Origin of the sequence: Streptomyces sp. NPDC102406 (assembly GCF_044765725.1) — a bacterium.
Lineage (GTDB): Bacteria > Actinomycetota > Actinomycetes > Streptomycetales > Streptomycetaceae > Streptomyces.
On record NZ_JBIWKP010000004.1, the window covers coordinates 631,051 to 652,424 of the forward strand.

Genomic DNA, 21,374 nt, shown 5'->3' on the forward strand with positions numbered 1-21,374 from the left:
CGGTGAGCGAGGAGCTGATCGACCCGTCCGGCATTCCGCACTTCATCGGTGACCTGGCCACCCTGGACACCGACGTCACCAATCTGGGCACGCACGCGGGTGAGTTCCGTACGGCGGGCTCGGACGTGCATACCGAGTTCCAGGGGCTGTCCGCGTTCTACAAGGCGCCGGAGGCGGACCAGTTGTTCGCCACCACGCTTCCGGTGCAGACGAAGACGGACGCGTTCGCCGACGACCTGGAGCAGGTCGCCACCGCGCTGTCCACCTACAGCACCGAGGTGCAGCCGCTGGTCAAGAAGCTGGAGACGCTGAAGGCGGACGCCACCGCGTTCGTCGCCTCGGTGGCCGGGGACGACGACTGGCGCAAGGACCAGGACAAGGTCGACCACAACAACGACCTGTGGCACGACGTGAACCACACCGTCACCGCGTTCCAGGACGCCGAGCGCACCGCCTACAACAAGATCATGGCGCTGATCGGTGGCACCCCGCTGACCGCCGACGACGGCTCGCACGGCGGGAACATGTACGGCTACAAGGCCGGAGACCTCGACCACGCGGAGGGCACTCCGTGGGGTTCGTCGGCGGAGCGCGAGTACGAGGGGTTGGCCTGGCTGGGCCACCAGATCAAGAGCTTCGTGTGGGACGGCTTCATCGTCGACGGCGTGTGGGGCACCATCAAGGGGCTGGGCACCCTGGTGGGCACCGACGGATGGGCACAAGCGGGCGAGGCGTGGGAAAACCTCGGCAAACTCGGCACCGCCGTGGTGCTCTCCAGCGCCACCATGGGCACCTGGTGGCTGGTGCCCGACGACAAGCTGCCCTCCTGGCTGCGCGACTCCCGGACGGTCTACAAGCAGACGGCCAAGAGCCTGGTCGCCTGGGACACCTGGAAAACCAACCCCGCCCGCGCGGCCGGCCAAGTCGCCTTCAACGGCCTCACCGCCGTCTTCACCGGCGGCTCCGGCAGCGTCGCCTCCGGCGCGGGCAAGGCCGGCGCGGTCGCCCGCACCCTGTCCGTCACCGGCAAGGTCGCGCGCGTCGTCGACCCCATGACGTATGTCGGCAAGGCCGGCAAGCTCGCCTTCGTCAAGGTCGGCGACACGTTCACCGCGCTGAAGAACCTTCACACGGGTACCACTCTGGATCTGCTCAGGCAGGCCGACGCCATCAAGTCCCCGACGATCCCGGCCACGGCGATTCCCTACGTCGACAACGCCACCGGCAAAGTCGTCTACCTCACCGACGAAGGCCACATCCTCAACGCGGACGGCAGCCTGCACCAGCACGGCACCACGGCCAAGGTCGAGGCGTCGGCCGCCGACCGGGCACGGATCGACGCTGCGGACCGTGGAGCGCGTAGCCCTCAGCTAGTGGGGGCCCACCCTGCAGTCAACTCGGCTGCAGATGCCGGGCATGCTGCCACCGGGGATGCACAGGCGGTTGGACGCAGCGGTACTCCGCTTGACAACGGCGGCAGTGACGGAACTTCCAGCACGGCAACAGGCCGGCAAGCGCCCGGAACAGGCAGTGCCGGCGACGGTTCACACGGCGACCAGGTACCGCATCAGGGCCGGGCAGGCCACGGAGACGGGCCAGAGCGACAGCGGACGCCCGAGGAACAGCGGGCGGTCACCGAGGAGCAGGTCAAAAAGGCCAACGAGGATCCTGTGTGGCGTCTCGAGCACTACTACGAGGACGGACGTCGACGCAGCATTTACGGCAAGGACGAGAATGGGGATTACCTGCCTCAGCTCAAGGAGCGTCCTGGCGGCGGATGGATAGCCGCAGACGACGCGCCTATGGGCCCTCCGGAGCGCTACCGTCTCGGAACCGTCAAGTTGGACCCTGCGTCCGTGGCGCCCGTGTACAGGGGTGACCTCGACGATATCGCCCGTCTTCACCATGCTCACTCCGAATTGAACTCTGCCGAGAAAGCATTTGACACAAATCCTGGGCCTGACACGGCACACGCTCTCCACGAAGCGAAGAAGGCCTTCGGCGAACATCCCCGGAACAGCAGAATCGGTGAAGAACTGGGGGAAAAGTCCGCGGCGCTGCACGCCGTTCCAGAAATTTTCCCCGAGGCGAAGCTCATCGAGCTTCCGAAGACACCCACCGGCGCCCATCAGTTCGATCAGCTCTACCGTCTCGACCACGACCAGGGTCTGCTCATTGTCGAAGCCAAAGCCCCTGACGGGAAGCTCGGCTGGCGCTGGGGAGAGGCCACCGACGCAGGCCGTAAGGTCAAACAAGGGACCGTCGAGTACGTAAAAACCATTGCCGAGTTGATGGAGGCCCGCGGCGGAAAGGAAGCCGAGATAGCCGCGGAAATAAAACGAGCTCTTCGACGTAAGCAAGGGCTTCAATACATTCTGGTGCAGACCGCCCACCACACCGGCACGTATCCTGGTGCCGACGTAAAATATTTCAAGATCTTCTAGAGGAGAAGCAGTGCCGGTCGTTGTTCCCCGTCACGAGTGCCCCAGGGAGGACCTAGAGGCAGACTTGGCGGTGCTCAGTCGCAACGTGACATGGGCACTTGAAGACCTCGATGTGTCCCCCGCCGCAATCGGTGACGCGCTGAGTTCTGCACTCACCCGTGCTGAGACGCGACTGCTCGCCGACCCGCCAGCCGGCCTGTTCGAGACCTGGGACGCTTGGGTGACGGCAATGCAGGCAGGCAGTGCGCTGCTCGAGGCTGCTCTGATCGACGAAGGCTCGATCCGAGTCCGCATCGAACATGAAGTGCGAAGCATTCCCGCGTCAGGCCCTCAGAGTTCAGCCGATGCCGGTAACTGGATCACCGCCTTCTGGCTCGCGGTCGTCTGTCGCGAGAAGAACCGCGTGACCAGGCTCTGCCAGGTGCCGACCGCGCTGCTTCGGGCATCGGGTGCCGAGTACGACGACTACATCTATACGTGGATCGATGCCCTGCAGGCTTACTGGCAGGAGCGAGAGGACTTCGGACACCTTCTCGTCACGGCCGCTCAGGGGACCCGCCCGGACGAATTGCGGATCACCAGCCCCGACTTGATGTCGTTGGTTCTGTGGTCGCCGATCGAATTGATGACACACCTCGTACGCGGCGACGAGCCCCAGTTCAACGAGTCCCTCGCCTCAGCACTGCAGCGCCACAAGCAGTACTGGTCGGCGGACAGCGAACGCGCCCGTCGTAGTACTGGGCTGGTTGCCTTGGGCCCACTGGCCATCGCGTGTTTCGCTCATGACGCCGGCTTTCCGATCTCCGTGGAGTCCGAATATCTTCCAAAGGCACTCCTCACAGGGGCTTGGGCCGGCGAGTTCGAGACCTGAGCAATGTCACTCCGCCTGACCGACTGCTGACTTTCTACGACGGTCTGCTCCAGCTCGGTTCGGGTATGCGTGAATCAACGAACTGGAATCGAGTCATGTCAGCCCAGGATTACGACAGTCAGCTCCTTGAGTCGGTGGCGGTGCGGCGCCGCCGACTGCGGGACGCTGTGCTGTTCGGCGCTCAGCGCCAGCGGCGCACGGTTGATGAGCGGCTCGGGAAGGCGTTCGCGGGTGTGGTGATCGCAGCGGTGTTGTGCGCCGGGTGCGTGGGGTGGTCGTTCATTTCCCATCGCGTGATCGGAAAAGCTGGAAACGGGACGTCCGTGCCCGCGTCGACGCCGTCCACGCCGTCTGTTTCCGCCACCGCATCGCCGAAGGACGGGGATTCGGCTCGATGATAGGTTCGCACGCGTGATCTCCCAGGGGACTGCCGGCCGCACGGCATTGAGCCGTATTACCTTGGTCGGTGAGCGGCGCCGCATCGATCTGGTGCTGCCCTCGCAGGAGCCGATCGGTCTGCTGCTGCCCGAGGTGATGCGACTGCTGGGTGATCGCGTGGGCGAGCGCCCACAGGCACGTCACTTGGTGCGCTCCGACGGCAGTGTGCTGGAACCGGATGCCACGTTGGAGTCCGCGGGGGTGCCGGATGGTGCCGTGCTGCGGCTGGTGCGATTCGAGGATGCGCCGTCCGCTCCGGTCGTTCATGACGTCAGCGATGAGGCGGCCCGTGACGTGGATGTGCGGGTCTGGCGGTGGGGTGCGCGGGCGCGGCGGATCGTCGCCGCCGGCGCGTGTGTCGCCTTCGCCGTCGCCGCGTCCTTCATGGCGCGGGACGGCTACGAGACGCAGACCGTAGCCAGTGCGCTGGCTGTTGCGGCGGTGGTGCTGGCTGTGGCGGGTGCGCTGCTCGGGCGTGCCGGTCGCCAGGGGCTTGGCACCGCGCTGATCAGTACCGGTGCTGCTGTCGGGGTACTGGGGGCGTGGTCGTTCGGGGACGCTCAGGCGTGGTCCGGCGCTGTGTGCTGGGGTGCTGTGGCCGCGGTGCTGGTTGTGACGTTGTTGCTGCTGGGATGGTTCTCGCCGTTCGGGCGCGGTGCGCTGGTCGGTGCGGGAGCGTTGGCCGGGACGGGCGTGTGCTGGGAGGTTGCGCTCGCGGTGCAGTCGGGTGGCCGAGAGGCCGTCGGTGCGGCACACGCGGCGGCGTTGATGGCGGTGGTCTGTGTGGTGGCGTTGGGTGTGCTGCCGCGGCTTGCGTTGATGGGGTCTGGGTTGTCGGGGCTCGATGATCGGCGTTCGGCAGGCTCGTCGGTGAGCCGCTTGCAGGTGACGACCGCGATGGCGGCGACACACCGAGGGCTGGCGCTGGCGACGGTGGTCATGGCGGTCTGCGGGGCGGTCGCCGGGGTCACGGTCGTCCGTACGGTGATGGTGTGGACGGTGCTGCTTTCGGTGGCCGTCGCGCTGGTGCTCGCGTTGCGGGCGCGGGCGTATCCGCTGGTGGCGGAGGTGGTGGCGCTGCTGGTGGCGTCCGGTGTGGTGGTGGTGCGACTGGCCTGGCTGTGGTCGGAGCGGCAGGGCCCCGCGGGGCCGCTCGCCCTGTTGGTGCTCCTGGCCCTGGTGCCGCTGGGCGTGCTGGCGGTGCGGCCGGCCGAGCATGTGCGGGTGCGGCTGCGCAAGCTGGGGGACGTGCTGGAGTCGGTCGGTGTGATCGCACTGTTCCCGTTGGTACTTGGGGTGTTCGGGGTGTACGGGCGCCTGCTCGGTACCTTCGCGTGAGGTGTGGGTGATGACTTCTTCCGGCCGGTGGCAGAACGACGTACTTCGGGAACTCAAGGCGTCCGCCGATCAGTCCGGGCCCGCTGGGCAGTCCCGGCCCGCTGAGCAGTCCCGGCCCGCCAATGACCGCTCGCCGCTGCCCGTGCGCCGACCGGAAGAGCAGCGCCCCCATCCCGGGCAGCCGTACCAACCCTCCGAGCCTGCGGCCACCCCGGACACGGCGCAGCCGATGCCGGACCCGCGTGCCCCGCTGACACCGGGTCAGCCGTCTCCGTCAAAGGCGGTGACGCCGCCGTCGACCCCATCCGCATCTGCCCAGCCGCCGGCGCCCGCCGGACCGCGCGCGCCCGGCCCCTCCCCCGCCGCCCGCCCCTTGCGCCAGGGTCGGTCGCCAGCCATGACCCCCGAGTCCGTGCCCACCCTCGACCCGCGCCTCGCCCTCGCGCTCGGCACGGGGCAGCACGGCGATTCGGTGGCCCGGCGCACCGGCCGGTCGTTGCGCAAGCTGGCCTCGTCCGCGGCGCGTGAGGTCGCCGAGGAGACCCGGCTGGCCGGACTGTTGCAGCAGCCGGTGACCACCGGCCGCGTGATCGCGGTGACTTCGATCCGCGGCGGCGTAGGCAAGACCACCACGGCAGCATTGCTGGCCCGCACCCTCAACCACTACCGGCACGACCCGGTCCTGGCCCTGGACGCGGACTCCGCGCTGGGCACCCTGCCGGTACGGCTCGGCGCCGAGTCGGTGCGCTGGGCCTGCGCCGACCTCGCCCAGATCCTCACCCCCTCCATGCAACTCACCGACGTCACCGGCTACCTGGTGCCGGTCACGGACGGCGGCTGGCTGCTGCCCGCGAGCCAGGGCCGCCTCAGCGCACCGCTGGACATCCACACCTACCGCACGGTCACGCTCGCCCTGCGCCGCTATTTCGCGGTGACGGTGGTGGACTGCGAGTCGCTGCCGGGCGAGGTGGCGCGCACCGCGATGGACACCGCACACGCCCGGGTAGTCGTCGCCCCGCAGACCGCCGAGGGTGTCAACGGCACCCGCACCGTCCTTGACTGGCTAGGCCAACTGCCGCACGCCGCGCTCGCCTCCACCGTCGTGGCACTCACCACCAACAGCAACGATCCGAGCCTGGCGCTGCAGACAGCCCTGGCCCACCTCCGCGAGACAGGCGTCACCGTGGTTCATCTGCCCTATGACCGGCACCTGTCGGGCGGCGGCCCGATCCGCACCGACCGGCTCGGTCAGACCGCCCGGCAGGCCGCGACCGAACTGGCCGCTGAGGCCATGCAGCGGGCGGTACGCGTCCGATGACCCAGCACCTCATCCACCGCCCGGCCCGCTCCCACCGCCCGCTGCCACCCGCCGAGGCCCGCACCATCGAGCCGCCGCCGAACCTGCCCGAGGGCAAGACCGGCAGCGCGGCCACCGCTTTGCTGCCCATGGCCGGTGTCATGGGATCGGTCGTGATGATGACGGTGATCCGCTCCAGCCAGTTCGCCGGCCTCGGCGCCGTCGTCCTGGTCATCGCGCTCCTCGGCGCCGTCGCACTCTTCCTGTCCCAGCGTGGCAAGGCACAACGCCAGCGCCGCACCCAACGCGAGCGCTACCTGGAATACCTCGAAGAACTGCGCACCGAACTGGCCCAGGCGGAGGACGAACGCCGCCGGGCCGCCCGCTTCCTGCACCCCGCCCCAACGGCCCTGCACGACGTGGTGCGGAACCCGGCCCGGCTGTGGGAGCGGCGACGCTCCGACGCCGACTTCCTGCAGGCGCGCATCGGTACCGGCGACGTCCCCGTCCAGGAGCTGGCCATCGCCCAGAACACGGCCGGCAATGCCATGACCCCACCGGATCCGTTCATGCTGAATGAGGCCCGCGCCCTCCAAGCCCGCTACGCGATCACCCCGGACCATCCGTTGACGGTGCCGCTGGACCGGGCGGGCAACGTCAGCATCGTCGGCGACCGCGACGGCGTGCTGCGTATCGCCCGCGCGCTGCTGATGCAGACGGCGGCCACCCACGCCCCGGACGACGCGGCACTCGCGCTCGCCGTGCCCGGGGAGCACATCGAGGAGTGGGAGTGGGTCAAATGGCTCCCGCACGTCCTGGACAGGCAGGCATCCAACAGCGCTGACAGTCCCAGTGCCGCCCGCCGTATCGCGCCGGACCTCATCCAACTCGCCCAGGTGATCGGCGGCGACCTGAAGCGTCGTGCCTCTTACGCCGCCGAGGTGCGCCGCGGCCTGGCCGACAAGAAAGCTCTCGCCCTGACCGACCGGCTCCTGGTCATCCATGACACCTACGGGGAGAACGCCGCCGACCTCCCCCGCCCGGACACCGCCGTCCCGCTCGACGCCATGGGCATCACCGTCGTACACCTGCTGGAAGAGCAGCGGCACGAACCCGACCACGTCTCACTGCGCATCACCGTCGACGGCGCCAACGTGACCGTGGACGACCTGCGCCTCCAGCAGACCGTGCGCACCCACGGACTCGCCGACGAGGCGAGCTGGGCCGCCGCCGAAGGTTTCGCCCGGACGGTGGCCCCGTTGCGCCTGTCCGCCGAATCGGCCGCCGAGGGCGCCCCCGTCTCCGGCCCGGTCGACTTCCCCCAGCTCCTGGGCATCGACGACATGGCCGCCCTCGACCTGCCCCGCCAGTGGGCGCCGCGCGGCGAGCGCGACTTCCTGCGCGTGCCGATCGGCCTCGACGACCACCACCAGCCGGTCCTCCTCGACCTCAAGGAGTCCGCCGAACTGGGCATGGGCCCGCACGGGTTGTGCGTCGGCGCCACCGGCTCCGGCAAGAGCGAACTGCTGCGCACCCTCGTCCTCGCCCTGGTCACCACCCACGCCCCCGACGACCTGGCGATGGTCCTGGTCGACTACAAGGGCGGCGCCACCTTCGCCCCCTTCACTGGCCTGCCGCACGTCGCCGGCGTCATCACCAACCTGGAGAACCAGGCCGGCCTCGTCGAACGCGTCCACACCTCCCTGGCCGGTGAGATCAAACGCCGCCAACAGGTCCTCAAGGACGCGGGCAACATCGCCGACATCGGCCACTACCGCGCCCTGCGCGCCGGCGAACGCCCCGACCTCGAACCGCTTCCCCACCTGTTCGTCGTCATCGACGAGTTCGGCGAACTCCTCACCGCGAAACCGGACTTCATCGACCTGTTCCTGTCCATCGGCCGGATCGGCCGCTCGATCGGCGTCCACCTGCTGCTGTCCAGCCAGCGCATCGAGGGCGGCAAACTCAAGGGCCTGGACACCTACCTCTCCTACCGCCTGGGCCTTCGCACCTTCTCCGCCGATGAGTCCCGTACGGTTCTGGAGACCACGGACGCCTTCCACCTGCCGCCTCTGCCGGGTTTCGGCTACCTCAAGGTCGACACCTCCACCTACACCCGATTCAAGGCGGGTTACGTCTCCGGCGCCTACCGCGGCCCCGCCCGGCACGAGAGCACCACCGACGCCACGCCGCTCGCCTGGCCCTACCCGGTCTACAACACGCGCCAGACACCGGACGAAGGACCGCGCGGAGCCGCGCCGACGATGCGGGAACGCGAGACGGGCCCGACCGTCTTGTCCACCGCGGTCGCCCAACTCACCGATGCCGCCGAGCCGGTCCGCCGCATCTGGCTACCGCCGCTACCGGAAGATGTCTCGCTCGACACAGCGGCGGGGCCCCTGCAGGCGACGGCCGACGGCCTGCGCCTCACCCTCCAGCAAGGCCCGTTGCGGGTGCCGCTCGGTGTCCTCGACGATCCGGCCAGGCAGCGGCAGGGCCCCTGGGTGCACGATCTCAACACGGCCGGCGGACACACCGCCGTCATCGGCGGCCCGCAATCCGGCAAGACCGCTCTGCTGCGCACCCTGGCCCTGTCCCTCGCTCTCACCCACACCCCGACCGACGTCGCCCTCTACGGCCTGGATCTGGCCGGCGGCGGCCTGAGCGCGCTGGCCGACCTGCCGCACGTCGGCGGTATCGCGGGCCGCGCGGATCACGAACGCGCCGCCCGTACCGTCGCCGAGGTCCGCGCCATGCTCGACGCCCGCGAGGCGGCCTTCCGCGAGCACAACATCGACTCCATCGACCAGTTGCGTGCCCTGCGCGCCCAGGGTGGTCTGTCCGAACTCGGCTCCACCGACGTCGTACTGCTCATCGACGGTTACGGCGGGCTGCGCGACGAGTTCGCCCACCTCGACGAAGCGGTCGCCGACCTCCTCAAGCGCGGCAGCGGCTACGGCATCCACATCGTGGCCGGCATGCTGCGCTGGAACGACGTCCGCATCGCCACCCAGTCGTTGTTCGGCAGCCGCATCGAACTGCGCCTGAACGACCCCAGCGACTCCTCCATCGAACGCAAACTCGCAGAAACACTCACCGCCGACACCCCGGGCCGGGTCCTCACGCAGAACAAACTCTTCGCGCACACGGCGCTGCCGCGCATCGACGCGCGTGCCACCGCAGACGATCTCGGCCCGGCACTGCAGGAGGCCGCCCGAACCATCCGCGTCACCTGGCACGGCGAACCGGCCGCCCCCGTACGGGTCCTGCCCACGGTGCTGCCCGCGCAGCGTCTGCCGTCCACAGCCGCCGCGCCGCACACCGTGCCGATCGGCGTCGACCAGGACACCCTCTCCCCCACCCTCCTCGACCTGTTCGGCACCGACCAGCACCTGCTGATCCTCGGCGACCACGAGTGCGGCAAGACCAACCTCCTCAAGCTGATCTCCCGCTCCCTCGTCGAGCGCCACAGCGCGGACGAGCTGGTCTTCGGCATCTTCGACCCGCGCCGCGGCCTGCGGGGCCACATTCCCGAGCCGTACCGCGGTGGCTACGCCCACAACGCCAAACTCGCCGCCGCCCTCGCCACCGGCATCGCGGGCGAACTGGAAAAGCGTCTCCCCGAGACCGCCGACCCCGACGCGACCGGCGACGAGCCCACCTTCACCGGCCCGCGGATCGTCATCCTCGTCGACGACTACGACATCCTCACCACCGCCGGCCAACAGCCCCTGGCCCCGTTCCTGCCCTACATCTCCTCGGCCCAGGACATCGGCCTGCACTTCGTCGTCACCCGCCGCGTCGCCGGCGCCTCCCGGGCGCTGTACGACCCGTTCCTCACCGCGCTGCGCGAAACAGGCGCCAGCGCCCTGGTGATGACCGGCGACCGCAGCGAGGGCCAACTCCTGCCCGGCCTGTACGCCTCCGCGCAGCCGCCCGGCCGCGGCACCCTGGCCCGCCGCGGCCACCGCCCCCAACTGATCCAGACCGTGCTGATCGAAGACGGCGCGTACACGGAGACCCCGGCATGACCCAGGACTTCATCGCCCTCACCCCGAAGATGCCCGACACCGCAGCGCTGGTGGCAGCCCTCCACGCCGGCGGCCCCGAACTGCACCTGTCCACCACCCACGACGACGCGGTCATCCAACTGACCACCGCCTCCGGCCGCCCTCTCGTCTCGGTCGAGGCCCCCGTCCTCATCCACACCCCCGGCGAAGCCCAACGCCTCCTCGGCCCGCAGCCCACCCCGCCCCCGCTCCCCTACTGGTGGACCGAGATCCGCGCCTCCACGGCCGTCCCGGAGGCCGAGCCCCTGGCCGCCTCGGTCTGCGGCCGCCTCATCCTGCTGCTCGGCGGAACCACCTGGCCGCGCGACACCACCAGCACCGCGGTCGTCGAGCCCGCTCAGGATCAGGAGGACGTCACCGCGACACCGGCACCGCGCGGTGCTCTACCCGCCATCGACGTCCTCACCGACTCCACCGCGATCGTCCTCGCCGACCGCCCCGTTCTCTCCCTGTCCACCTGGCTCTCCGACGTCCTGCGCACAGTCAGTGCCGCCGACCGCGCCCTGCAGATCGTCACCCCACCCCACGTACGCCTCACCCTCCCCCTCCGCGCAGCCCTGCACGGCGCACCCAACCGCTGGGTCGTCCAAAGCCCCGAGGGCGGCTACTACGACGGCCTCTCCGGCGCCGAACTCATCTGGCAGCACGGCACCTTCACCCCCACCGGCAACGGCCAGGTCGCCGACGCCTTCACCGCCGGGGCGACCACCACTGACGAGCACCAGCTCACGATCACCTTTCGCACGGTCCGGCCCGCGACCACCGACCTCCTGCTCGGCAACGCCCTGGAGACAGCCTGGCGTCACCTCACCGGCGAACCCCCCTCAGGCTGGGGCACCGCCGAACCCGCCAACCTTCCCTGGTCACCACGCCAACTGACCGACCTGGCCCGCGACCGGGCCCCCGACCCCACCCACACCATCGCCGTCGGCACGCCCGACCACCCGGCCATCGCCACCCATCGGACCACCCGCACCACGGCGGGTGTAGCCGAGGACGTCACGCTCACCATCGGCTACACAGCGGAACAGTCCGCCCCGCTGGACAGGATCGAAGCACTCGCCGCCGAGCTCGTCGCCGCCCACGGCCTGACCACCATGCTCAGCACCCTCGCCACGGCTCCCCACGACCTCACCCTGGCCCCCCACCTCACCGCTCCACCCATCCCGATCACCTTCACGCTCGGCGCCCACGACGTGCGGGCGATCGGACTCACACAGGCCCGCAGACCCCCGCTCGCCCTGAAGCCGGTACAACTCGGCCCGGCCGCCGCCCCGGCCCTGCACTACCCACTCGGCGACGGCGCCGACCCGGCCGCCTGGACCACACTCCAACGCCTCACCACACACCTCAGAGCCCACTCGGATGCCACGGGCTGAGGACAGGAGGCCGTATGAAATCCGTCGAGGAGATCGCCTCGCTGGCCGACGACGGTGCCCGCTCCCCCTCGCGTCGCCCCCGCTGGGAGCATGGGGAGCAACAGAAAAAGGGCCGTTCGAAAACGGCCCTTCACCTGCGACGTTCGATACGTTCGAACTGTCGGGACGACAGGATTTGAACCTGCGACCCCTTGACCCCCAGAAGTGCGGCCGTCTTCCCGCGTGGGCTCCGGCGAACGTAGTGCGCCCTTCGCGGATGCCCACACGACACACGGCACGTCCTGCGGCTCGCCGCGTCTGCTGCACGCAGTCTGCGGCTGCCCCCGGCCCTCGGTGCCGAAACACGTCACACCGCCACAGTCAGTCCTCGATAAGCGGCCGGGTGGGTGACAGAAACGGGTCAAGTCGCATCGTCACCTCGCCTCGAGCCAACACCCGCACCCTGAACGCGCCCGGCCCCGGCGGCGCCGGAAGGTCGTCCGAGCGCTCGTACAAAAGTCCCCATGCACCGGGAAAGCGCTCCGCGATGAAGGCAACCAGAATGTCGAGCTCCTCGGCCTCGTCGCGCCTGCGGTTGACCAGTCCGTCCACACGCACGAACCACTCCCCGCTGTGGGCGCGCAGAGCTGCTTCTCCCGTGGACCAGTCGATCGCCTCGACCCTGGTACGCAAAGCGGCGAGGCCCTCGTCCAGAGTTCCGGCGTCGGCCTCCTCCGGTGACTCCGCGATGCCGAACCAGCCGTGAAACTCGTACATGATCCTCTTTCGATTCGTTCCGGCCCGTCACAAGGGGCTGATGTCGATGATGGGCTCGATGCCGTAACGCCGACCGTAGTCCTTGAGCTTGTTGAGAACCTCCGGGGTCGGTTCGCCCTCGAAGTGGAAGTACGGGGTGCGATCGGACTCTATCGCCCGTTCAAACGTTGCCTTGGCCTGGTTGCGAGAGGCACTGCCCATCTGGCTTTTCGAACTTCATCCGAGATTCTCCGCCCGATTTCTGGCAGCTTGTCGGCTGCCGCGTCCGGTTTGGGAACCTATGCGGCAGGTCGTCAAGCGGATCGTCGACGAGGTGAACGCCAATATGACCGAGCTGATCAACGCCAAACTCGAGTCGATGATCGAGAACATGGTCCTCGACCTGGCGCCATAGGGGCGTTCCACATGCCGGCCGACACGGGCGGCGGCGCCGGTAGCCCGGGCGGTGCGAAGAAGCGCACCTACATCAACCACATCGAGTTCGAGGACGGCGCGGTGGCTTGGCCACTGTCCGCCGCTTGAAGGTCAACGGCTCCGAAGCCTGCCCCTCGGGTAGTTGTAGTTGCGAAGCACCTCGGCGTCACCACTGAGCTCACCTCCGACGAGCACCCATGACAGGGCCGTCCGGGGGATCTCCGGTGTCCGCAGGAGTCGCCCGCTGCACGTCCAGGTCTCTGAACAGATCGTCAAGGACGGTCTCTTCCTCCACACGGACGCCCAGCTCCCGCAGCGAGGGTTCCAGCTCCGCATCCCATGGCGCCGCTGCGGGCGGGCCCGTGAGCGGTGGAAGGTCGGGGCGGTGGGTTGCCTCACGGTAGTCGGCCGTGCGGAAGCGCCATGGCTGCCAGGGCACGTGCCGCAGCAGTCCGGCGGCGATCCTGACGCCGCCCCAGTCGAAGTCGCCGTGGTAGTGCAGGGTGATCCCCTGCGAGTGCGCTTGGCGGAGCAGGGTGAGGGCGGCTGCCGAGGGCTGGCCCTGGAGGCAGACCAGGGGCGGGCAGTCTTGTCCGTACGCCTCCGCGGCACCCGACAGGACGGCAGGGTTCTCACAGATCCACAGCTCTGCGTGCTTGAGGGCCGGTGGATGCCGGCTCAGTTGCCGCAGGGTCAGGACGGCCGGTTCGCCTGCGTCCGCATGCCAGCCGAGGGCCGGTGTGCCGCGCAGGCCCAGCGTGAGCACGGTCGAGGAGACGTCGTCCTTGAGGAGCCCGGCCGCGGCCCATGCGGACCGACGCCCTTGCGCACCGGTTTCCCGGTCGTGCCCGGTGAGCGCCCATACTCCGGAAAGCAGGACGGTGGCCAGCGGCTTTCCGTCGTCGAGGGCGTGGGCGTCGCCGAGCACACGGGCAGCGAAGGTGCTGAGCGAGCAGGGGGGTTCGGCGGGCAGCTCGTGCAGCGCCCGTACAGCCCTGCCGACCAGGACCGCTGCGTCCGTCGGCGTCGGGGACAGGCGGCGTACGAGCCCTTCGCGGGGCAGCCGCTCCGCCCACTCGGCCAGCGTGCCGTCGGTGCGTGCGGCGAGTTCGGCGAGCGGCGCGTACGCGGTCCGCCAGGCCCGGTCCTCGCGCTCGCGCGCTGTGCGGACCGTCTCGACGGGGCCGCCGAGCGCGATCAGCGCGGGAGCGAGTCCGTCGGGGCTAATGCCGGAGCGGCGCAGGACGGTGTCCACCGTCTCGAAGCGCACGCTCAGAGATCGCCCCGCCCCCGGCGAACGGCCGAGCAGCCGCTCGACCGCGGCGCGCTGGGCCGGATTCGGCGCGGCCAGAGTGACCGGCCCGGTCAACGGCTCCTCCCGGGCCATACGCCGTCGGGCCCGGTCCACGAACCAGGTCAGCTCACCGGTGCCGAGCAGGCGTCGGAGTCGCTCCACGTCCACTGTCACGCCCACAGTCCCTCATCCAGTCCCCCATCGACGGCCGTCGGTGGCGCGTCCGCCCGCGGGTCGGTGCCTCGGGCCAGCGCCGTGCCGTCCCACTCCCAGCGGGTGACGAGTACGGCCGCGATCTCGTCGACGCGGGACAGCTGGGCGATGGCGACACCGGGCACCTGCGGGTAGCAGGCCCACTCGCGTTCGCTGGTCATCACCACGTCCAGGTCGAAGGCATGCAGCAGGCCGAGGCACTTGGCGCGGGAGTCGTCGTCGACCCCGGCGAACGCCTCGTCGAGGGTGACCAGACGTGGCGCGTGCGGGCTCGCAGCACTCGCGTAGTGGGAGGAGGCGGCGGCGAACAGGGGGACGCTGACGGCGAGGACCCGTTCGCCGCCGGACGCGGGCCCGGTGGCCGGCACTTAGCGGCCGTGCTGGCGGCGCTCGATGGCGAACTCGTGCCAGTCGCGGTAGTCGAGCGCCGCGGTCAGATGTTCCAGCCAACTGCCCGCCGCGTCCCCCGACTGGTGCCGGGCGATCTGCTCCTGCAGGAACTCCCCGACCGCCGTGCGTTCTTCGGGCGTCCAGGCGTCGGCCGACTGGCGCAGCCGCTCCCGCGCCTGGCCCAGGCCTGGCGGCGCCTTGCGCGAGGGCCGCCACACCAGGCGGAGCTGCATCCCGGTGGACGTGGGCCGCTCCTGCAACTCCCGGTTCATTTCCTGCACTTGCCGTTCGGCGGCGCCGATCAGTTCCTGGAGCGTGCCCGCGACCTCGATGAGCAGATGGGTCTGCAGGATCTCCCGCTCGTGTGCGGACAGGATCCGCTGCAATTCGGCGACCTCGACGGCGAGCGCGGTCGCGAGCTCGGGCACGGCGCGCTCGCGGCCCTGGTAGACGATGTCGACGACCATGCCGTCCTCGACCATGCGGGCGGAGGCGGTGTGCCCATGCCGGGAAAGGGCGTCCTGAAGCTTCTTGTACTCGGCGTTGAGCAGGCCCTGGACACGCTCCCAGGCAGCGTCGGAGTCGTCGGTGCGGCTGAGCTCGGCCTCCATGGCCCGCGCGAGGGCCACGGCGGGGGTCGCGGCCCAGGGCTCGCCCGCCGGGTCAGGGAGGGGGAGGCCGGGCAACGCGATGGCGAGGAGCCCGGTGGCGGCGAACCGCTGAAGGGTGACGATGGCGTCGGCGCGGGCGACCGTGGCCTGGGTGACGTCCTGCTCCAACTGCTCGATACGGCCGGTGGCACGGTACGCGCGCCGGTCCGCCGAGGTGCGCGCCTCGTGTGCGGCGCGCAGAGCCCGACCGGTGTCGTCGAGGGCGCGGGCCGTATCGGTGAGAAGTCGCTCCAATTCGGCGACGGCGGCGCCGACGGTGGAGCGGAGGGTGGTGTGGTGCTCCTGGGCAGCGGCCGCCGCGCGGGCCGATTCCGCGGTGCGCGTCGCGAGTTCGGCGGTGCGGGCACCGGCCCGCTCGGCCTCGGCGTGCTCGGCCGCCACGGCGTCCTTGGACGCGGAGTTCTCTCGCAGGGCGGGCCACAGGGCGGCGAGCGCGACGGTGTAGTCGGTCAGGGCCCGGCTCACCGCGTCGAGCGCGGACCGCTCGTCGGGCAGCCCGAGATCTGCGGCGGTCTCGGCCAGGGCGGCGGCCTCCTGCTCGGCACCGCGCACGGCGACGGCAAGCCGATCGGCTCGTTCGGCATGCCGCTCACGGGCGCGCCGGGTGTCGTCGACGGTGGCCGCGGCACGGGCGTGGGCCTGCCGCAGCGCGGTGTCGCCGGGGAGCGCGGCTAGTTCGGCGTCGAGCACCCGCCGCCGCCCGGTGAGCGCCGCCCGCTGGTCCTGCAGGACGGTCCACTCCGCTTCCAGTGCGTCGAGTTCCTGGCGGAGTACGTCGATGCGGGCGCGCCGCGCCTCTTCGCGGGCTCCTTCGCCGATGTACTCGGCGCCCGGTTTCGTCCAGCTTCCGACGAGTGCACCGATCCGGAAACGCCCGTCGTAGGAGACCCACGTGCCGACTGCGCCGGTTCCCTCGCCGAGACCGACAGCGCCGAGGATCCGTTCCACCACCGTTTCGCCGACCGCGACGGCGCGAGGGTCCCCGTGGTCGACAGCAGGCCGCAAAGCCTGGGCCAGTATGGCCCCGGTCACGGGTGCGGACGGGGCGAGCAGAACGTCGTGACCGTCGGCGCCGAGGACCGTCCCGTCGGGGAGGACCCAGGCATCGAGCAGTCCGGAGGCCTGCAGTGCGGCTTCGAGTCCAGCCCGCCCGGGCTCACCGACATGCTCGCGGAAGTCGATCAGGCGCCACAGCGGCGCGCCAGGTCTGTCGTCCCGTACGCGCGGTGTGCGGGTGTCGGGTGCCTCGGGCCCGCGCTGGCCGCCCGACTCCAGCCGTTCCAGCTCGGCACGCACCGCGTGCACCCGCTCGCCGGTCAGCTCCTGCCGTTGACCCAACTCGGCGCTGCGGTCGGCGAAATGCCCGCTCACCGACCGATGAACGGCTTCCGCCTCGCGCCGCGCAGGGAACGGGCCCTCCAGATGAACGACCCACTCCTGCAACTCGTCGAGCAGCCCGACCGAGTCCGGGACGGGCAACTCGACGCAGCGGTCGAGATGTTCGCGCACCCGGCCCACCAGCGCGTGTCCGTCCTCGGCCGCCGACTGCTCGGCACGCTGCTGCCGCTGGACGCTCGCTCCGAGTTCGGTGGCGGCCTCGTCGAGCCGACTCTGTGCGGTGGTCCGCTCGGCGGCGGCCCGCTCGGCGACGACCATCAGTTGGCCGACGTGGTCGACGGTACGGCGACGGCGGTCCACCGACTCCTCCGCCGCACGCCGCAGCTCGGGCAGTGCACCGCCCTCGATACGCGGTTCACCGTCGAGGGCCGCCGCGGTCGCGGCCGACCGTGCCTGCGCGAGGGTGCCGGTCACCCGCTCCCCCGCCGCCGCGAACCTGTTCTGGTCGGCGGCAAGCCGTTCTAGGGCCCGGGTGTGGGTACGCGCGGCCTGCTCGCGGTCGGCCTCGGCCTGTCGCAGCGCCTCGTCCGTGCGCACCGTTTCCTCGGCGGCGCGCTCCAGCTCCCGGGCGCTGCGCATCTCGGGTCCCGCGCGCAGCGCCGCGTCCTGCGCGTGCAGCCGTGCGGTCTGCTCCTCCAGTGCGGCGCCGCGCTCCTCGGCCGCCTCCCGCTCCTTCTCGGCCGTGACCCGCTCCTCCTGCGCCTGGGCGAGCTCGCGGTGCAGGTGCTCGTAACGGGCGTGCTCGGTGCGCGGCAGGCGGGCCCGGCGGCGCGAGGCCACGCGCGCGTACCGCTGATAGTGCTCCAGGAAGGCATCCGCCGCGCGCTGTGCCTCGACGGCGGCGGCCAGCTCGTCCTTCTCCTCGTCCAGTGAACGGAACGCGTCGGCAGCATCGGCGACGACGGCCTGGTCCATCGGCGCCAGTGCCTCGGTGAGCGCCTTGGACAGGGCCGCTTCGTTGGGCCGCTTCGACAGCTGTGGCTGCCGCAGCTGCACGAGGAGGTCGACCAGTGCCCCGTACCGCTGCTCGCCGAGGCCGAACAGTGCCTCGTCGACGGCCCTGCGGTAGGCGCCCGCATGGTCGTAGACCATGCCGTGTCCGGCGATCGCCTCGGCGAGGCGGTCACGGGCGAGCGCGGTGCCGGTCGCGTCGAGGAGGGACAGCTCCTCGCCGATGCGCTGTTCGGTGACGGCGAACCAGTGGCGTGCGATGCCACGGCCGGCCACCGCCTTGAGTCCGCACAGCAGCGTACGGAAGTGGACTTGCCCGGCCTCGTCGGTCCGCCCGAACTCGATCCAGGTGTAGCCGAGCCGCTCGGGGTACGGGTGCTCGCCGCCGAGCAGCAGGTTCCATTCCATGCGCTTCTTCGGGTCGCCGTCGGGTTCGACGCGGCGCGGGGCGAGGTCGGCGTCGAGCAGGAACGGCAGGGTCAGGGCGAGGACTTTGGACTTGCCTGTGCCGTTGTTGCCGCGCAGCAGAAGCCGCCCGTCGCGGAACCAGAACTCCTCGTCGTCGTAGTAGAAGAGGTCGACGAGTCCGGTGCGCAGGGGCTGCCAGCGGGTGCGGGCGGGGGCGGGGAGCGTGCAGGGCGCGGTCACTGCTGGTGGACCTTTCGTGGAGCGGCTTCGGTGACGACCGTGGCACCGACGGCGTACCGGGCGAGAGCCGGGCGGGCGACGGCTCCCTCGGGCGTTCTGTCGACCAGGCCGAGCGCGGCCAGCTTGACGAGCGCCTGTTCGACGAGTTCGGCCTCGGCGCCGGGCGCCTTGGCGGACTTCGACCAGAACCCGGCGTGCTCGGCCGCCAACGCCCGCACACGACTTCGCAGATCCGCGTCGAGCACGGGACGCCGCGCACCCGCCAGGTGCTCGGCGAGCAGCAGAGTGACATGTCCGTGGGTGCCCTGCTCCGGCATCCGTACGTCGGTGAGGTCGTCGGACGGATCCACCATCGCGATGCCCTCTGCGCGCACCTCGGCGACCAGACCGGTCAGCTCGCTGATCCGCGCGAGGATGAACGGCCGCTGCTTGGTCAGGTAGGCGAGTTCGGTGTCGCTCAGCTCGTCGTAGTAGAGCACCGGGTCGTCCAGGAGGCGGCGGGTCAAGTGGTGGCGGATGGCTCGGAAGCGCAGCTCGTCGGTGTCGAGTCCGCTCTCCGCGGTCAGTGCGTCGAGGGAGGCGACGGCCAGGGTGGAGGGTCCACGGCGGGTGGCGAGCAACCCGGCAAGGACGCGCCGCTCGACGTCGTACAGGGCGTCACCGGCTCCACTGATGTACGCCTGCTCGTCCCCGGCGACCCGCCGCAGGACCCCCAGCTCCAGCAACAGGCGGACGACGGCGGCGAGGTCGAGGCGCTCGTCCCGGCGCTCCAGCGTGAACTCGATACCGGCGGCCACAAGTCGGGGGTCGGAGGCTTCCTGGACGATGTGGTCGGCGAGCCGCCCGAGCGCGGTCTGGTTCTCGCCGCGTTCGAGAGCGGCGAGAGCCAGGCAGAGCAGGACGTAGCGGCGGCGGGTGAAGGGAGCCTGTGCACGGTTGGTCTCGCGGGCCGGGTGACTGGCGTCGTCCAGTCGTCCCGGCGTCTTGCGCAGCCGGGCGGACTCCGCGTCGACCTGGAGCCCCCAGCCCGTGTTCCGCTCGAACCACTCGCGCAGTTCGGTGGCGTGGCGGCGCACCAGCCGCAACTCGTCCGCGTACCCGCCGTGGGCGAGGAGCAGTGGCCGCTTGAGCAGGGCGCGGGCTCCACGGCGCAGTTCCGCATCGCGCTGCCCGTCGAGTATTTCGGCGAGTGGTGTGCTCATCGTCCGCGCACCTCCGTCAGGTCGACGATCTGCACGCGGTGGTCGGGGCCTCGCAGGGTGCCGTGCGAGGTACGGACCTCTGCGAGGGTGTCGCCGGGCAGCAGCGCGAGTCTGATCTCCATCGAGCCGTCGTTGCTGGTGGCGACGGTCTGTGTCGTCCCGGGCCGCCAGGTCGCGAGGGCGTCACCGAGCAGTTGCAGGAACAGTCCGAACGCCACCGGGTCGAGTTCGCCGAGCTCCGACAGGCGTGTCTCCCCGTCGGTGACGATCCGCTCGCGGGCCGCCGAGATCTCAGCACTCTGGCGCGCCGCGATCTCCGCGAGCCGGCGCCGCCCGGCCGACCGGTCCGCTACGCGGCGGGGCTTGCCGCGCCGCTCGTAACTGCCGGTGCGCCGCAACTGCGGGCTGATCCGCAGGGGGGCGGCGGCCGCCCAGGGGGTGGCGGGGGGCACCGTGGTGGCGTCGCGCGCGGCGAGCGTATCGGCGTCGATGGTCAGGTGCCGGGCCGGATACAGTCCGAAGGCGACGCGCCACAGGCGATGCCGCTCGTCGTCGCCGTCCGCTTCGGCGAACCAACGGGCCAGCGTCCGGAAGTCGGCGGATCGATCTGACCGCCCGCTGCGCCGGTCGTTCAACACGCGCACCACGGCAAGGAGCTGGGGAATGGCGCCGAGGGCCCGGCCGCGCAACAGCCGTGCCTGCGCCTCGCGCCCCTCCTCGGAACGGAACCAGGCTCCGAGCCCCGACCAGCGCCCGCGCCACCGCTCGAGGGCGGATTTCTCCGCATGCTCCACCTCACCGGGCGAGGCGTCGGCGGCCTCGCGTGCGGCGGCGATACGCAACAACGGCTCGACGTACTCATCGAGTTCGGTGATCAGCCGGGCGATGCGTCCGCCCAAGGTGATCAGGTCCTGGATGAATCGCTCCAGATACTGGATCAGGCGGTCCTTGTAGGCGAGGAAGTCGTCGACCTCGATCTCGTGCAGATCGATCGTGCGCTGCAACGACCCCATGAAGGCGCGCGCGTTCTCCGCGAGTGCGGCGAACCGACTGCTCAGCGCGTCGAGCGCGAGATGCACCTTGGCCGGGTCCGGAGCGTCCTCGGCCGCGAGGACCAGCAGCGCCCGCAGCTGCGTGACGATGTCGTGCAGCGCCACGGCCTGCAGCGCACCACGCCGCCCGAGCGCGTCCCCGTACACGGCGAGCGCCTCCTCGGCGGCCTCCCCCGCCTTGGTGAGCTGATAGATGAAGCGCTTGCGATAGAAGTCCTCGACCGCGGTGACCCGTGCGGTGTCCGGGTCGGCCCGCAGGTTCCCCCACCCGACCAGCGCGTCCAGCGCCTTGCCGACAGCCTCGGCATCGCCGGGCCGCCGCTCCGGCGAAAGCGCCGCGTACACGTCCTCGGGCCGCAGATGCACGGCGAACCGTTCCTTGGCGGCGAGGAATTCCGCCATGATGTCCCGGTAGAGAGCGGAGTTCGGAACGGTCAGGTGGGTGAAGGGCGTAAAGGGCTGGAGGGACGTAAGGTCAGGCGCGTCCCGGCCGCTGTCCGAGAATGTCATCGCGGTTCATTCTTCCTGATCAACGACGCCGCCAGGGG

General features: G+C 70.5%; 14 protein-coding genes. 7 read left to right on the forward strand and 7 right to left on the reverse strand.

The window, feature by feature from the left end:
• Positions 1 to 2: 2 nt before the first annotated feature.
• From ACIRF8_RS21015 to ACIRF8_RS21045, 7 genes are all read left to right on the forward strand, one after another.
• The gene (locus ACIRF8_RS21015) at positions 3 to 2,444 is read left to right on the forward strand and encodes a hypothetical protein (RefSeq protein WP_404216891.1); all 2,442 of its coding nucleotides are present in this window, start codon (positions 3 to 5) and stop codon (positions 2,442 to 2,444) included.
• A 70-nt stretch (positions 2,445 to 2,514) separates the two neighbouring features.
• Positions 2,515 to 3,315, forward strand: a complete 801-nt coding sequence (locus tag ACIRF8_RS21020) for an immunity 49 family protein (RefSeq protein WP_404216965.1) — start codon at positions 2,515 to 2,517, stop codon at positions 3,313 to 3,315.
• A 95-nt stretch (positions 3,316 to 3,410) separates the two neighbouring features.
• Positions 3,411 to 3,713: a hypothetical protein gene (locus tag ACIRF8_RS21025; RefSeq protein WP_404216892.1), complete on the forward strand. Its 303-nt coding sequence runs from the start codon at positions 3,411 to 3,413 to the stop codon at positions 3,711 to 3,713.
• Between the two features lie 13 nt (positions 3,714 to 3,726).
• Entirely contained in the window at positions 3,727 to 5,091 is a 1,365-nt protein-coding gene (gene eccD, locus ACIRF8_RS21030; RefSeq protein ID WP_404216893.1) for a type VII secretion integral membrane protein EccD, read from the forward strand.
• A gap of 397 nt (positions 5,092 to 5,488) precedes the next feature.
• Positions 5,489 to 6,409, forward strand: coding sequence for an AAA family ATPase (locus ACIRF8_RS21035; RefSeq protein WP_404216894.1), 921 nt, complete (start codon positions 5,489 to 5,491; stop codon positions 6,407 to 6,409).
• Complete coding sequence (eccCa, locus tag ACIRF8_RS21040) at positions 6,406 to 10,419, forward strand: type VII secretion protein EccCa (protein ID WP_404216895.1); 4,014 nt, start codon at positions 6,406 to 6,408, stop codon at positions 10,417 to 10,419. The genes ACIRF8_RS21035 and eccCa overlap by 4 nt, the downstream gene beginning before the upstream one ends.
• Positions 10,416 to 11,837, forward strand: a complete 1,422-nt coding sequence (locus tag ACIRF8_RS21045; RefSeq protein WP_404216896.1) for a DUF6177 family protein — start codon at positions 10,416 to 10,418, stop codon at positions 11,835 to 11,837. Before eccCa ends, ACIRF8_RS21045 begins: the two co-directional genes overlap by 4 nt.
• A 360-nt stretch (positions 11,838 to 12,197) precedes the next feature.
• On the opposite strand, the gene ACIRF8_RS21050 is transcribed toward ACIRF8_RS21045, so the two are convergent.
• The 7 genes from ACIRF8_RS21050 to ACIRF8_RS21080 all read right to left on the reverse strand — a co-directional run bounded on the left by ACIRF8_RS21050 (position 12,198) and on the right by ACIRF8_RS21080 (position 21,336).
• A complete protein-coding gene (locus ACIRF8_RS21050) occupies positions 12,198 to 12,593 on the reverse strand; it encodes an Imm7 family immunity protein (RefSeq protein ID WP_404216897.1) in 396 nt (131 codons plus the stop codon).
• Positions 12,594 to 12,620: 27 nt separating this feature from the next.
• Positions 12,621 to 12,794 carry a restriction endonuclease fold toxin gene (locus ACIRF8_RS21055; protein ID WP_404216898.1) on the reverse strand — a complete coding sequence of 58 codons (174 nt, stop codon included), beginning with the start codon at positions 12,792 to 12,794 and terminating at the stop codon, positions 12,621 to 12,623.
• Positions 12,795 to 13,185: 391 nt separating this feature from the next.
• The gene (locus ACIRF8_RS21060; protein ID WP_404216899.1) at positions 13,186 to 14,475 is read right to left on the reverse strand and encodes a TIGR02679 family protein; all 1,290 of its coding nucleotides are present in this window, start codon (positions 14,473 to 14,475) and stop codon (positions 13,186 to 13,188) included.
• Positions 14,472 to 14,882 (reverse strand): SbcC/MukB-like Walker B domain-containing protein, encoded by a 411-nt coding sequence (locus ACIRF8_RS21065; protein WP_404216900.1) that lies wholly within the window; start codon positions 14,880 to 14,882, stop codon positions 14,472 to 14,474. Before ACIRF8_RS21065 ends, ACIRF8_RS21060 begins: the two co-directional genes overlap by 4 nt.
• The gene (locus tag ACIRF8_RS21070) at positions 14,883 to 18,572 is read right to left on the reverse strand and encodes a TIGR02680 family protein (RefSeq protein WP_404216901.1); all 3,690 of its coding nucleotides are present in this window, start codon (positions 18,570 to 18,572) and stop codon (positions 14,883 to 14,885) included.
• Positions 18,569 to 19,774, reverse strand: a complete 1,206-nt coding sequence (locus ACIRF8_RS21075; RefSeq protein WP_404216902.1) for a TIGR02678 family protein — start codon at positions 19,772 to 19,774, stop codon at positions 18,569 to 18,571. Before ACIRF8_RS21075 ends, ACIRF8_RS21070 begins: the two co-directional genes overlap by 4 nt.
• Complete coding sequence (locus ACIRF8_RS21080) at positions 19,771 to 21,336, reverse strand: TIGR02677 family protein (protein WP_404216903.1); 1,566 nt, start codon at positions 21,334 to 21,336, stop codon at positions 19,771 to 19,773. Before ACIRF8_RS21080 ends, ACIRF8_RS21075 begins: the two co-directional genes overlap by 4 nt.
• Positions 21,337 to 21,374: the final 38 nt, after the last annotated feature.

What these genes read in the sequence shown, in the direction of transcription:
- ACIRF8_RS21025 (WP_404216892.1), top strand. Translation starts at nt 3,411, where the DNA reads ATGTCAGCCCAGGATTACGACAGTCAGCTCCTTGAGTCGGTGGCGGTG.
- ACIRF8_RS21035 (WP_404216894.1), top strand. Translation starts at nt 5,489, where the DNA reads ATGACCCCCGAGTCCGTGCCCACCCTCGACCCGCGCCTCGCCCTCGCG.
- eccCa (WP_404216895.1), top strand. Translation starts at nt 6,406, where the DNA reads ATGACCCAGCACCTCATCCACCGCCCGGCCCGCTCCCACCGCCCGCTG.
- ACIRF8_RS21045 (WP_404216896.1), top strand. Translation starts at nt 10,416, where the DNA reads ATGACCCAGGACTTCATCGCCCTCACCCCGAAGATGCCCGACACCGCA.
- ACIRF8_RS21050 (WP_404216897.1), bottom strand. Translation starts at nt 12,593, where the DNA reads ATGTACGAGTTTCACGGCTGGTTCGGCATCGCGGAGTCACCGGAGGAG.
- ACIRF8_RS21055 (WP_404216898.1), bottom strand. Translation starts at nt 12,794, where the DNA reads ATGGGCAGTGCCTCTCGCAACCAGGCCAAGGCAACGTTTGAACGGGCG.
- ACIRF8_RS21075 (WP_404216902.1), bottom strand. Translation starts at nt 19,774, where the DNA reads ATGAGCACACCACTCGCCGAAATACTCGACGGGCAGCGCGATGCGGAA.
- ACIRF8_RS21080 (WP_404216903.1), bottom strand. Translation starts at nt 21,336, where the DNA reads ATGACATTCTCGGACAGCGGCCGGGACGCGCCTGACCTTACGTCCCTC.